Consider the following 13,322-nt stretch of genomic DNA (forward strand, 5'->3'; position numbering starts at 1 on the left):
TTGAATGATGGAAACCCTAACCAAGACATCACTGGAAGCCCACTTCGCCCCCTACCGCAGGAATGTGATCGGGCAAGACCATGTCTTTGATACCCCGAATGGCCCCCAGCGGATTTTATACGCTGACTGGACCGCAAGCGGGCGCCTGTACCGGCCTATTGAAGAGCTTCTGATGCAAGACATTGGGCCATTCGTAGCCAACACGCATACCGAAACTTCGGTAACGGGCACTTCTATGACGATGGCGTACCACAAAGCCAAGGAAGTCATCAAAAAACATGTAGGAGCCCGCCCTAAGGATGTTCTGATCTCTTCCAACTCCGGTATGACGGGTGTCGTCAATAAATTTCAGCGTATACTGGGGCTCAAAGTCCATGAGAAATTCCGTGATAGGGTAGAGGTGGCAGAGGAAGCGAGGCCGATCATCTTTTGTACGCATATGGAACACCACTCCAATCAGACGTCCTGGCTGGAAACCCTGGCAGACGTGGAGGTGATCAGGCCGACGGAGGAAGGGCTGGTCGATCTGGGGCACCTGCGGGCACTGCTGGAGCAGTACAAGGGTCGGGAAACCAAAATTGCAGCCGTCACTTCCTGCTCTAATGTCACCGGGCTGAAGACGCCTTACCACGAGATTGCCGGCATCATGCATGAGCATGGTGGGCTCTGTTTTGTCGACTTTGCCTGCTCGGCCCCCTATATCAATATCAACATGCGGCCGGAGGAGCCTTTGCAGCACCTGGACGCCATTTACTTTTCGCCACATAAATTCCTGGGCGGGCCGGGGTCCACGGGGATTCTGGTGTTTGACCCCAAATTGTACACTAACCGGGTGCCCGATAATCCCGGAGGGGGCACGGTAGACTGGACCAACCCCTGGGGCGGGCATAAATATATAGATGCCATAGAAGCCCGGGAAGATGGAGGCACGCCGCCTTTCCTGCAGACCATCAAGGTGGCATATTGCATTATGCTCAAAGAAGAAATGGGGGTGGATAAAATCCTGGCCCGGGAGCACGAACTATTGGATATGGTGTGGCCCCGGCTGGATAAGCTGCCCAACCTGCACATCCTCGCACCCCATCTACGGGACCGCCTTGGCGTGATTTCTTTTTACATCGATGGGTTGCATTACAACCTGGGGGTGAAACTGCTCAATGACCGCTTCGGAGTGCAAACCCGGGGCGGATGTTCCTGTGCAGGCACCTACGGGCACTATCTGCTCAACGTAGATCAGCAGTTCTCCAAATCCATTACTGATGAAATTAGTCAGGGCGTGCTCACCCATAAGCCGGGCTGGATCCGCATGTCTATACACCCCGTGATGACGAATGCTGAGATGGGAGCCATACTGGATGCTATTGAAGCTTTGCACGACCACCACGAAGCCTGGGCGCAGGACTACGAATACAATCCGCACACTAACGAATTTCAGCACAAAGACTTCACAGGCGATGAAACCGAAAGGGTAGCCGATTGGTTTAGTGCAAAAATGGTATAACAAAATGGGCCGTATTTATTTCGACAACGCTGCAACCACTCCCTTGCTCCCTGAGGTCGCTGAAGTGATGACTAAAGCCATGAGCACCTATTTTGGCAACCCTTCATCTATTCACAATGAAGGCCGCACGGCCCGGTCGGTGATTGAGGAGGCAAGGCGGACTATTGCCGGGCAGCTGGGTGCTTCTATTGGCGAAATCTTCTTTACCTCAGGCGGCTCGGAGTCGAACAATATGGCCCTGAAATGTGCGGTCCGTGACCTTGGTGTTACACGTATCATTAGCAGTCCTTTGGAGCACCACTGCGTGCTGCACTCCATTGATGCCCTGGAAAAACAGGAAGGCATAGAACGTGCGGAAGTAAAAGTAGACGAGGCTGGACGGGTAGATATGGACCACCTCAAAGCGCTATTGTCCGGCAGCAATGAGAAAACGCTGGTCTCCCTTATGTATGCCAATAACGAGATTGGCACGATGATCGACTTTGGAGCCGTAGCCAGCCTTTGTCAGGAATATGGGGCGCTCTTTCATTCGGACACGGTGCAGGCCATCGGCTACTATCCGATTGATGTTTCCAAAACGCCGGTCGCTTTCCTGACCGGAGCGGCACATAAATTCCATGGGCCGAAGGGCGTTGGGTTCGTTTATATCAATGGCGATAATGCGGTCAAACCTTTCATAGACGGAGGAGCACAAGAGCGCAATATGCGCGGGGGCACTGAAAATATCTACGGTATCCTGGGCATGGCTAAGGCACTGGAACTGGCTTATACAGAACTGGAAGCACGGCGGGAAACGATTACCGGTATCCGCGCTTATCTGAGGCAGGAACTGGAAGGCAGCTTTGAAGATCTGGTGTTTAACGGAGATCCGGAGCACGGGCATTATAAATTGCTCAGTGTGAGCTTCCCTGCTTCCCCCAAAGCAGAGTTGTTGCTGCTCAATCTGGATATTTCGGGGATCAGTGTTTCCGGTGGTAGTGCCTGTAGTTCCGGAGCTGATGCCGGCTCTCACGTTATCAGTGCGCTACAGGGTGATTCGCTACGTACAACGATCCGTTTTTCCTTTTCTCATTTCAATACCAAAGCTGAAGTTGATCAGGTGATCACTAAGTTGAAAGAAATCCTGCCTGTGAGCGTGGCTGGATAAAAAAACAGGCCACCTGTGCTTTGACAAGTGGCCTGTTGCTGGGCCCCGGGGGGCTTGAGCGTGCAGGAGTTCTAATTCCCGATCACTTGTTCAATGGGTACACGGACTCCATCCTCATAGGAGGCGATCCATGCATCCTGAATGCCCAGGGTTTTCATTTGGGTCTGCAATTGCTTGGCTTTTTGGTAGTCGCGGAACCGGCCAATTACGATCTTTTGCATGTCATTTGCGTTTTCGAGGCCCATTCCTTCTTCATTGGTCTCTAAATCGTTGTCGATTTTAGGGTCCTCAAAGGCACCGATCTGCACACGGAACCAAGTGCCGTAATTGTCAGAAGTGGCCTGTAGTTCCCGGGTCACGGATTCCAGGGCTGCTTCGGTTTCTGAAAGCTTGTTCCGCATCTGACTGTACTCCTGCTGCATTTCATTCATCTTATCGCGGTAACTCTCGGATTCCCTGCCCAGTTCTTCTGTTTTGGCAGCGTAACGCTGTGCTTTTTCCTGGCAATTGTCCAGGTTTTGTTGTGCGGTCTCGTATTTTTGAGCTAATTCGGCTGAAGATTTGCAGGAAAAGGTCAAAAAGCCGAGGCTGAGGACGAAAAGTGTGATTTTGATTTTCATATTGGATTTTTTTTAGACATTCCAACCACTAATCTATACAAGATTTTTTGATTTTTCCTCATATAAAATTTAGGGCGATCTTTGGATAAAAGTGCGGAGGATGTGTATATTTGCCATCCGCTTGTAAAAGAGGGCATTTAGCTCAGTTGGTTTAGAGCGCTGCCTTGACAGGGCAGAGGTCACTGGTTCGAATCCAGTAATGCCCACAAACTGAAGGTCCGGTAAGTCGCCGGGCCTTTTTTTTGCTTGTCTCATTCGTCGCTATGCCCTCAACCGGAAAGCTTATTATTTATCTGGGCCTGTTTATCGTGCTCATCGGCCTGTTGGTTTATTTTTTTGGCGATAAACTGACCTGGCTGGGCCGTTTGCCCGGTGATATCCGCGTGGAGCGTGAAAATCTCAAGTTCTATTTTCCGATTACGACGATGCTGCTCATTAGTGTTTTGCTGTCCCTGCTCATCCGGCTGATTCAGCGGCTTTTGTAAGGGCACGGACTTAGTTACCAACACTTTGTGGAAAACTACTACCATTCCATGTATGCATTTTTAAAATAAGGCCCTTACATTTATCGTAGATAAAGACAGTTCCCAACTTCAATCAAGAGCAACCACCCTAAGTGAGAGAAGGCCCAGGCTGCAGACCCCCGGAGTGCCAGTTGATATACCGTGGTTTTGCCAGTCTCTGGTCCTTTTAAGCGCCTTGATGGCGACCATTCAAGTTTTTTTTATTGCATACATTCTTGGGCATCAGTTTGCCCGGGCATCGATTATATAGTATTACCAAAATCAGCCAAACAGATATCAAAATGGAGACGCCAGCAGTTTCGACCCCAAAGGTGAAGTCTTACACCGAAAAGTATACGTACGAAGAGGTTTTTCAAGCTTCTGTAGAATACTTTAATGGTGATGACCTCGCCGCCAACGTCTGGGTGAATAAATACGCATTGAAAGACTCATACGGCAATATTTATGAGCGCACCCCGGATGACATGCACCGCCGTATCGCCGCCGAGATCGCCCGGGTTGAGGCCCGTTATCCGGAGCCTTTGTCGGAAGATGAAATCTATGCGGTACTGAAAGACTTCAAATACATCGTGCCTCAGGGCAGTCCGATGGCAGGCATTGGCAACCCCTTCCAAATCTCGTCCCTGTCCAACTGCTTTGTGATTGGCAGTGGTGCGGACTCCTACGGCGGGATCGCCAAATCAGATGAGGAGCAGGTGCAACTGATGAAGCGCCGTGGCGGCGTTGGGCAAGACCTTTCTCACCTGCGCCCCAAGGGTTCTCCGGTGATGAATAGTGCGCTGACTTCCACAGGTATTGTGCCATTTATGGAGCGGTACTCCAACTCTACGCGGGAGGTCGCACAGGATGGCCGCCGGGGGGCATTGATGCTCACCGTGTCAAGCCGGCATCCGGATGCAGAAGGCTTCATTGATGCGAAACTGGAACAGGGCAAAGTAACAGGCGCTAATGTTTCCGTCCGGATTGATGACGCCTTTATGGAAGCCGCTATCGAAGGGAAACCTTATAAGCAGCAGTACCCTGTGGGCTCCGCAAACCCTACCTTTGAGAAAGTGGCGGATGCCTCCAAGCTTTGGAAAAAAATCATCCGCAACGCCTGGAAGTCGGCTGAGCCTGGTGTGCTGTTTTGGGATACCATCATCCGGGAATCGGTGCCGGATTGCTATTCGGACTTAGGCTATCAGACGATTTCGACTAACCCCTGTGGTGAGATTCCACTATGCCCGTACGATAGCTGCCGTCTGCTGGCCATCAATTTGTACAGCTATGTGGAAAACCCTTTCACCGCTGAAGCCCGCTTTAATTTTGAGAAGTTTGGCAAGCATGTGCAATTGGCACAGCGCATTATGGATGATATCATCGATCTGGAGATCGAAAAGATTGACTATATCCTGGAGAAAATCGAAAAGGACCCGGAGGATGATGATATCAAAGCCACCGAGTACGAACTGTGGAAGAAAATCCGCAAAACCTGTGTTCAGGGCCGCCGCACCGGTGTTGGCATTACGGCTGAAGGTGATATGCTTGCGTCCCTCGGTCTGCGGTACGGCAGTGACAAAGGCATCCAATTCTCGGTAGAAGTCCACCGGACGTTAGCGATCAATGCTTATCGTTCTTCGGCAATCATGGCGAAGGAGCGGGGGGCGTTCCCTGTTTACGATGCAGAGCGGGAAACCAACAATCCGTTTATCAACCGCCTTCGGGAGGCTGACCCTGCACTATATGAAGAGATGCTGGCCCATGGCCGCCGCAATATTGCCCTGCTGACCATTGCGCCTACCGGTACAACGAGCCTGATGACACAAACAGCAAGTGGCATTGAGCCGGCCTTTTTGATTGCCTACAAGCGCCGCCGGAAGGTCAACCCTAACGATCAGGAAGCGAATGTAACTTTTATCGATGAAGTGGGCGACCACTGGGAAGAGTACAATGTATTCCACCATAAATTCCTGGTTTGGCTGGGTGCCAATGGGTACGATGTGGAAAAAGTACGCCGCATGGATTCGGAAGAGCTGACACCGATCATTGAAAAATCGCCCTACCACCTGGCCACAGCCAACGATGTGGACTGGGTGCAAAAGGTGAAAATGCAGGGGGCTATACAGAAATGGGTAGACCACTCAATCAGCGTGACGGTCAATGTGCCGGAGGAGACTTCGGTTGAAATGGTGCAAAAAATCTACGAAACGGCCTGGAAAGAAGGCTGTAAAGGCTGTACTATTTACCGGGATGGCTCCCGGTCCGGGGTATTGGTCTCTGATAAGGAGAAGAAAGGTGGAGCCGCCAATGAATTCCAGGAAACGATGCCGCCTAAGCGCCCGGCGGTGCTCGATGCAGCGGTGGTCCGCTTCAAGAATAATGCAGAGGACTGGATAGCGGTCATTGGGCTTTACGCTAACCGCCCTTATGAGATATTCACCGGTAAGTCTGAAGATATATTCATCATTCCAAGCTACGTTACCAAAGGCTGGGTGATGAAAAATTCGGATGAAGAAGGAGAGAACCGCTACGATCTTCAGTTTGAGGACAAACAGGGCTACCGTGTGACTATAGAGGGGCTGTCCCGATCTTTCGACAAAGAATACTGGAACTACGCGAAGCTTATCTCGGGCGTATTGCGCCACGGTATGCCTATTCCCTACGTCGTTGATTTGGTCGAGGGGCTGAACGTCGAAGAGGACTACATCAATACCTGGAAAAATGGCGTGGTGCGCGCCCTGAAGCAGTTTGTGCCGGATGGTACCAAAGCGGCTGAAAGTGCCTGCCCCAGCTGCAATGATGACGATGGGTTGATTTATAAGGAAGGGTGCCTGATGTGCAAGAGCTGCGGGTACTCTGAGTGTGGCTGATTTGGAACCGAGCACCACAAAAGGGCTTGGATAATCCAAACATAAAACGGCTAATTTGCTGATACATTCTTTGGGCACTGACCTTCATGCGGGCAGTGCCCATTCTTTTCGCGCTGAGCAGTGGGGGCAGAAGGTGTGGCTTGTAGGCAACCACGAAGTGTAAAATCCCAACACGCTCTAAATGGGTAAGTTATCGTTGCGCAATCCCTAAGCCGGTTTGCTGGCCATTGCTTCCAGGGCATCTACCTCAATGCTGATTTTTTCAGCCAGCTTTACAGCCATCTTCGTTTTGTAAGGTGTTATCTTTTCTAACGCTGAAGCATACTTTGCCAGCCGGTCGAATGAGGCGGTAAGGCCAGTGCCTTTGATTTTGTGGGCATGAGCTTTGATCTCATGCTCCGGGGCTTCTGCGTCCAGGGCCGATTGGAGGGCATCTGCATCCTTACGGAGCTCTCCGGCCCGTACAATTGACCAAATCTCATTGATAACGTCCTCTATAATCGCTTCGTTTCCACCAAACCGCTCTAAAAGGCTGGTCTTGTTGAAGACGGGAATAGTGGCTTCTACTGTCTCCACTGAAGCGGCAGCACCGGGTTCCTCTTCCTCCTGATGCGGATTGGAGTCCAACCATTTTTCGATCATCGCTTGAAGTTGGTTGGCGGTAATCGGCTTACTGAGGTAGTCATTCATGCCCGCTTGCAGGCACCGGTCACGTTCCCCTTTGATGGTGCCAGCCGTTAACGCAATAATTGGAGTGTGCGAATTTTTTTCTGATTCCCGGATCGCCTGGGTAGCCTGGTACCCGTTCATGATAGGCATTTGCACATCCATTAGGACCAAATCAGGATTGACCTCGTGGAACTTATCAACGGCAGATTTGCCATTGGTTGCGATATGTGTTTCTGCATGATCCATGATGTTGTGGATGAGTTCGCGGGCTAGTATGACATTCACGTTGTTGTCATCTACAATTAGGATTTTGCGGGGTTTGTTCTTGATATTACTTTGGGATATTGGCTGCCCGGCGGGAATTTGGGTACTCATCTCTTCTGTACCCCGTACCATTTTAGATAAGGAGTCAAACAGGCGTTGTATAGTGATCGGCTTGTTGATTTGCTGGAAGATTTTATATTTCTTACAAGCCCGGTTGATGGTCTTATCATCTGAGGAGCTGTGGAGCAGTATGATTTTCAGCTTGTCGCTGCCCAGCCCCAGCTCTTCCCGGATACGGCGGACGACCTCAACGCCATCCATATACGGCATGTGGTAATCGGTGATCAAAGTATCTATGGAGTGGTCATGCTTAAGCTTTTCCAGGGCAGTAATGCCATTGGAGGCCGAAGAAGTATGGATGTGCTGAAGGTGTAACATCTCCCGCAGGATATGCAAATTGTTGGGGTTGTCATCTACAATAAGGACGTGTTCTATTTCCGAAAGGCCTTCCCACTGCTCGTATTCTCCTTCTTCTGTTTGGAAATAGGCAACAAAGGAGAACGTGCTGCCCATGTTAAGGCGGCTCTGGATCTCGAGCTTAGCGCCCATCAGTTCCAGTAATTTATTGGAGATGGTTAGCCCGAGGCCTGTGCCGCCATATTTGCGGGTAGTAGAGCTGTCCTCTTGGGTAAAGGCTTCTAAAATCTTTTCTCTGCGTTCTTCGGCAATACCGATGCCTGTATCGCGCACCATAAAACGCAGGCTCTGATAGCCATTTTCATCTTTGCCGGGCAATGCGGAGATACTGATTTCGATTTCGCCCTCTTCGGTAAATTTAACGGCATTCCCAACCAGGTTGACCAGGATCTGGCGAATACGTACCGGGTCGACCCAGGCGTAGCGGGGTAGGTTATTGGACAGATTGAGCAGGAGCTCGATGCCCTTTTCGTTGACTTTATATTTTACGATATCAGCGACCTGACTGGCCAGCTCCCAAAGGTCTGTACGCTCAGACGACAGTTCCAGTTTACCAGCTTCAATTTTAGAAAAGTCGAGGATGTCATTGATCAGGTCCAGTAGTATATTGCCCGACTGATGGATAAGGCTCATATACTGCTGCTGGGTGTCGTTGAGCCGGGTTTTGAGTAGTAAGTCCGTAAAACCAATTACACTGTTGAGTGGCGTCCGGATTTCATGGCTCATATTGGCCAGAAAGGAAGACTTCGCTACATTGGAAGCTTCGGCTCGCTCCTTGGCTGCTTTTAGCGCTTCCTCGTACTTTATGCGCTGCGTAACTTCATGACGGATGGAAAGGTACTTTTTGACCTGGCCGTTTTTGTCCTTAACGGGGGTGATAATGGAGTCCACCCAGTAAAAAGAGCCGTCTTTGGCTTTGTTTTTTACAACGCCCCGCCAGATTTCCCCTTTGCTTATGGTCTGCCACATTTCTGCCCAAAAGGCTTTATCGTGGTGACCAGAGCTGAGAATCCGATGATTTTGACCCAATAATTCAGTTTTAGAATAGCCGGAAACTTCCATAAGTTTCGGGTTAGCCTCAATAATAACGCCTTGTTTGTCACTTTCGGAGACGAGTGCGTTCATGTTCAATGCCGAAGTGATAGACTCCATGGCATTGACTTGAAAGACCAGCTCGTCCTGTGCTCTTGCCAGATTGTCGTTACTGGTGCGAAGATGGTTGTTCAGGCTGTGCAGTTTTTTAGTGTAAGATTCGATCTTGCCCAGGAGCGGGTATATTATGAAAATGGCAATAAAGACGAGCAGGGACAGGCTTATAATCAACAACGTCCTGTTGAGTACGATTAGGCGGTTGTTTTGATTGCTGCTGTTGTACTCATATCGGTTCACAATTTGATCCATACCGGTCAAAAACTTACGCTGGTCTTCAAATAGCATATTGAGGCGAGACAGCTCTTTTTCTCCTTCAAAACCAATCGAGTAGGCATTACTGACGAGCCGGTTTCGGGCCCCTTCTATGGCGGCATATATGGCAAAAGTCAAAGAATCATTAAGGGGGATGTCGACGCTACTCGTATCCGCTGATTCTGATAAGAAGTGATGAGATTCGTTAAATTTGGAAAGGCTCTCGTTCAGTAGTTCCTGTGGCGACCGATTGTTAATTCTGGGAGCATCGTAAAAAAGGCGCAGTGTTTGCTGGGTGATTTTTTGCGAAAGCATGAGCTGCCTGCCGGCGATATTGATAATAGCCGCACTGTCCTTGTTTTGCTGAAGCGCATTTTGAAGGGAAATAGAATAAAAGATGAACATGGCCCCTATAAACGTAATAGAGACAAAGAAGGTCAGACGGTACTTCTTAGAATTCATTGTGCATATTTGTTTGGAGGAGCTGGGTACCCCCCTTTCAGCCGTTAAAATAGGCTTTTTTTCCTTTAGAGTAAAGGGAACCCGGAAAGATCGGGTCTGATTTTTTTTAAATTTGGCTTTCTTTAGAATTCAATGTTAAAACATTAGGGTGTTTTGCAGTATTTTGGAAATGTAAACTATAGTATGAAAAAGCAACTCTTCTTCTTGTTGATCGCCTCCGTATTGCTGGGCCCCGGATTCCGGGAGCAGCCTTCTGGTATTTATTCGTCTGACGCACCTTTTATCTCGGTTGAGGGGCGTAAGGACTGGCTGCGGGTCAGGCCTGGCGTCGTGCTAAGTGTGGAGCAAGCCCTGCGCAATTTCAATACCCTGCAAGACTGGCCGGAAGGTGCGGTATGGCAGCGTGTGGAGATTAAAGAAGAGGGGAGTAGAGCGCATTATTTGCATCAGCTATATTATCAGGGTGTGCCCGTTCAGGGCGGTCAGTTGCATGTGCACACAGATAATGATGCCGTGACGATGCTAAATGGCAAATGGCCAGACGAGCTACCTGATGCTCAGGCCAATCCAAACCGCTCGCCCGAAGAAGCCCTGGCCTTGGCTTTAGCAGCAGTGCCGGCAGAGGTGTACGCCTGGGAAAATGAAGCTGTGGAGCGCCTGCTCAGACGAGTCCGCCGCAATTCGGAGGCAACTTACCAGCCCGCACCTGAGCTGGTGTGGACTGGTGAGCGTTCCACGCCCAGAGGGGACCTAAAGCTGGCTTATCGGATGACCATACATGCTCAGCGGCCGCTCAAACGAGAGCTCCTCTTTATTAGTGCGGAAGATGGCGCCCTGCTCAACCGCATCAACCTGTTGCATACTCATAATACACCGGGCGTGGCCGAAACCAAGTACAGCGGTCAGCGGCCCATCATAACGGACTCCATGGATAATGGGCAGTTCCGGTTGGTGGAAACCACAAGAGGGCACGGTATTGAAACCTATAATATGCTGCGGAGGGATGATGCCGGGCAAGCCGTCGACTTTCTGGATGACGACAATTTCTGGGATAATTTCAATCCTAATCAGGACGAGGTGGCGACCGATGCACACTGGGCCGCAGCTTCTACCTTCGACTACTTCGCTGAGCACTTTGACTATATCGGTGTAGACGGCGATAGCATGGCGTTGATCAGCTACGTTCATTATGATCAAAACGTCATCAATGCTTTCTGGAATGGGGACTGGGCACTTTTTGGCGATGGCAACGGCACAAGCTTTACTTCTCTGGCTACTGTAGACGTGGTCGCGCATGAGTTTATGCACGGCATCACCCAAAGCAACGCCAACCTGATCTATCAGGACGAGAGCGGCGCACTGAATGAGTCCTACAGTGATATTTTTGGTACTGTCATTGAGTTTTATGCTTCACCGGAGCTTGCAGACTGGACCATTGCGGAGGATGCGGATCAGCAAAGCGATGGCTTCCGTAATATGCAGGACCCCAAAGCGGACGGGCACCCCGATACTTATTTGGGGGACCAATGGTTTTCCAGCTCGGGCGATAACGGGGGCGTACATACCAACAGCGGCGTTCAGAACCACTGGTTCTACCTGCTCACGGAAGGCGGCGACGGCGTCAATGATAATCTCGATACCTTTAGCGTGATGGGGTTGGGAATGGACACGGCAGCATTAATAGCTTTCCATAACCTGCGTTATTACCTTACCGAGACCTCTAATCACTTTGATGCCCGCCTCGGGGCAATTCAGTCTGCTAAGGATTTATACGGGCCTTGTTCCGATCCGGTGGTACAGGTCACGAATGCCTGGCACGCAGTGGGCGTGGGCAACCGCTTTGCAGAATCAGACCTGCAGCCTTTGTCGCTCATCGGCCTGGATTCCTTATCCTGCGGGCTTTCTGAATCCACTTTTCTGACGGTAGCATTAGCTTACACGAGCTGCTTTACAGACGCGGAGGCAGGCACCTCAATTCCGATGGCTTTTCAAATTAATAACGGGCCTGTTTTACAGGATACGCTTACGCTTGGTCAGGCTTTGGTACATCAGGACAGCCTCAGCTTTACATTCAGTATTCCAGCATCCGCATTAGCAGCGCCTGCTACGCATGAGGTTAAAGTTTGGACGGACTATGCCCCCGATAATATAGCTGTGAACGACACGCTGACCGCAGTGATAGAGAATATCATTGCTCAAAATTCAGACTTGAGCGTACAATCGGTGCGCACCCCGGTTTCCACCTGCTTTATGGGTGAGGAAACGGTGGAAGTGGAGGTTGAGTTCAACGGCTGCGATTCCATTGAGGCCGGTACACCGATTACCATGCATTATCAACTCAACGACGGAACGGTTTTTGCGGAAGCAGGCACCGTGCCGGTGACGACCTATCGGGGCGAAAGCTTCTTCTATACCTTCGAAACACCCTTGGATATTCCGGTCCAAAATGCAAATGCCATTGATGCCTGGGTCGTGTACTCTTCCGACTTCCTCAATCAAAACGATACTTTGGTACAGGCGCCAGCCTCGAACCCCATTCCTGTAGCAGAATACGGCTTGCTTACTTTTGAGGCTGGGGCCGTCTCTCAGGATTCCTTCTTTGTGGATGCCGGGCCATTTGTACAGGTCAGCTTTGCAGAAAGTGCAGCCTCTGCCGGGGCGTTTGGGCTTTTGATTACCGGCACCAATAGTTTTGAGGCTTATCAGCAAGGCAACTACATTCTTCCGATAGCCAGTAATGTATGGTCGGTTAATCCTGACTACGGGGCAAGAGTCTGTTTTTGCGCTGACCTGGGCAATGTGGAAGACCCCTTACTGAAGTTCGATTTGCAGCAGAGCTGGTCGCCGGTATTCCTGGGCAATGGGGTTCAGGGCAGTACGCCATATGCCTCCTCGCTGAGGGTACTGGTTAATGGAGATTCTGCCTCATTGACGCTCAAGCCAGAAGAGTTGATTCCGGGCCCTTTCGAGACTCGACAGTTGAGTCTGGCCTCTTACGCCGGGCAGCAGGTGGAGATTTGCTTTGAAACCCGGACCGGCATGAGTCAGGCGCAGGACCCTTTCAACCGGGGGGACAATATTCACCTCGACAATATTATTATTGGCGAGGCACTGGTCAATACGCCTGAGCAACCCATTACGCCCCACCAATTGACGGTGTTTCCCAATCCCGGGAAAGCACAGGTGAACCTCGAAATCAGTGCCGCCTGGCCGGGGGAAGTCACCCTGTCTGTTATTGCGCTGGCCGGGCAGGAGGTGGCCCGTCAAAAATTAGACCTTGGCGCAGGTACGCAAAGCCTGACGCTGAATGCTCGTGACTGGCCATCGGGGGTGTATCAGATTGTGCTCTCGGGGAAGGGGTACCGTAGCGTACAGAAATGGGTTAAACTACAGTAGGCTGCCATC

The 13,322-nt window shown here is 50.6% G+C and carries 7 protein-coding genes and 1 tRNA gene; 6 read left to right on the top strand and 2 right to left on the bottom strand.

The genetic code is table 11. The annotated features are described in order from the left end of the window. The first annotated feature begins 4 nt into the window (after positions 1 to 4). Both RIC19_RS08790 and RIC19_RS08795 read left to right on the top strand, forming a co-directional pair. A complete protein-coding gene (locus tag RIC19_RS08790) occupies positions 5 to 1,501 on the top strand; it encodes an aminotransferase class V-fold PLP-dependent enzyme (RefSeq protein ID WP_350177934.1) in 1,497 nt (498 codons plus the stop codon). A 4-nt stretch (positions 1,502 to 1,505) separates the two neighbouring features. Next, positions 1,506 to 2,648 (top strand): cysteine desulfurase family protein, encoded by a 1,143-nt coding sequence (locus RIC19_RS08795; RefSeq protein WP_350177935.1) that lies wholly within the window; start codon positions 1,506 to 1,508, stop codon positions 2,646 to 2,648. Positions 2,649 to 2,719: 71 nt separating this feature from the next. On the opposite strand, the gene RIC19_RS08800 is transcribed toward RIC19_RS08795, so the two are convergent. Continuing rightward, the gene (locus RIC19_RS08800) at positions 2,720 to 3,268 is read right to left on the bottom strand and encodes an SPOR domain-containing protein (RefSeq protein WP_350177936.1); all 549 of its coding nucleotides are present in this window, start codon (positions 3,266 to 3,268) and stop codon (positions 2,720 to 2,722) included. A gap of 131 nt (positions 3,269 to 3,399) precedes the next feature. Between RIC19_RS08800 and RIC19_RS08805 the strand changes: the two genes are divergently transcribed. The 3 genes from RIC19_RS08805 (at position 3,400) to RIC19_RS08815 (ending at position 6,641) form a co-directional block, all read left to right on the top strand. Beyond that, positions 3,400 to 3,474: transfer RNA gene (locus tag RIC19_RS08805), tRNA-Val, on the top strand. A gap of 57 nt (positions 3,475 to 3,531) precedes the next feature. After that, positions 3,532 to 3,753 (top strand): DUF2905 domain-containing protein, encoded by a 222-nt coding sequence (locus RIC19_RS08810; protein WP_350177937.1) that lies wholly within the window; start codon positions 3,532 to 3,534, stop codon positions 3,751 to 3,753. A 320-nt stretch (positions 3,754 to 4,073) separates the two neighbouring features. Beyond that, positions 4,074 to 6,641, top strand: coding sequence for an adenosylcobalamin-dependent ribonucleoside-diphosphate reductase (locus RIC19_RS08815; protein ID WP_350177938.1), 2,568 nt, complete (start codon positions 4,074 to 4,076; stop codon positions 6,639 to 6,641). Positions 6,642 to 6,848: 207 nt separating this feature from the next. Here the strand turns inward: RIC19_RS08815 and RIC19_RS08820 are convergent, their stop codons facing one another. Continuing rightward, positions 6,849 to 9,917: a response regulator gene (locus RIC19_RS08820; protein WP_350177939.1), complete on the bottom strand. Its 3,069-nt coding sequence runs from the start codon at positions 9,915 to 9,917 to the stop codon at positions 6,849 to 6,851. Between the two features lie 183 nt (positions 9,918 to 10,100). Here RIC19_RS08820 and RIC19_RS08825 point away from each other — a divergent pair, with 183 nt between their 5' ends. Beyond that, positions 10,101 to 13,313, top strand: coding sequence for a M4 family metallopeptidase (locus RIC19_RS08825; RefSeq protein ID WP_350177940.1), 3,213 nt, complete (start codon positions 10,101 to 10,103; stop codon positions 13,311 to 13,313). The last annotated feature ends 9 nt before the right edge of the window (positions 13,314 to 13,322 follow it).

The sequence above is a fragment of the Phaeodactylibacter sp. genome, assembly GCF_040219495.1.
GTDB lineage: Bacteria > Bacteroidota > Bacteroidia > Chitinophagales > Saprospiraceae > Phaeodactylibacter.

What these genes read in the sequence shown, in the direction of transcription:
- RIC19_RS08820 (WP_350177939.1), bottom strand. Translation starts at nt 9,917, where the DNA reads ATGAATTCTAAGAAGTACCGTCTGACCTTCTTTGTCTCTATTACGTTT.
- RIC19_RS08810 (WP_350177937.1), top strand. Translation starts at nt 3,532, where the DNA reads ATGCCCTCAACCGGAAAGCTTATTATTTATCTGGGCCTGTTTATCGTG.
- RIC19_RS08815 (WP_350177938.1), top strand. Translation starts at nt 4,074, where the DNA reads ATGGAGACGCCAGCAGTTTCGACCCCAAAGGTGAAGTCTTACACCGAA.
- RIC19_RS08800 (WP_350177936.1), bottom strand. Translation starts at nt 3,268, where the DNA reads ATGAAAATCAAAATCACACTTTTCGTCCTCAGCCTCGGCTTTTTGACC.
- RIC19_RS08790 (WP_350177934.1), top strand. Translation starts at nt 5, where the DNA reads ATGATGGAAACCCTAACCAAGACATCACTGGAAGCCCACTTCGCCCCC.
- RIC19_RS08795 (WP_350177935.1), top strand. Translation starts at nt 1,506, where the DNA reads ATGGGCCGTATTTATTTCGACAACGCTGCAACCACTCCCTTGCTCCCT.
- RIC19_RS08825 (WP_350177940.1), top strand. Translation starts at nt 10,101, where the DNA reads ATGAAAAAGCAACTCTTCTTCTTGTTGATCGCCTCCGTATTGCTGGGC.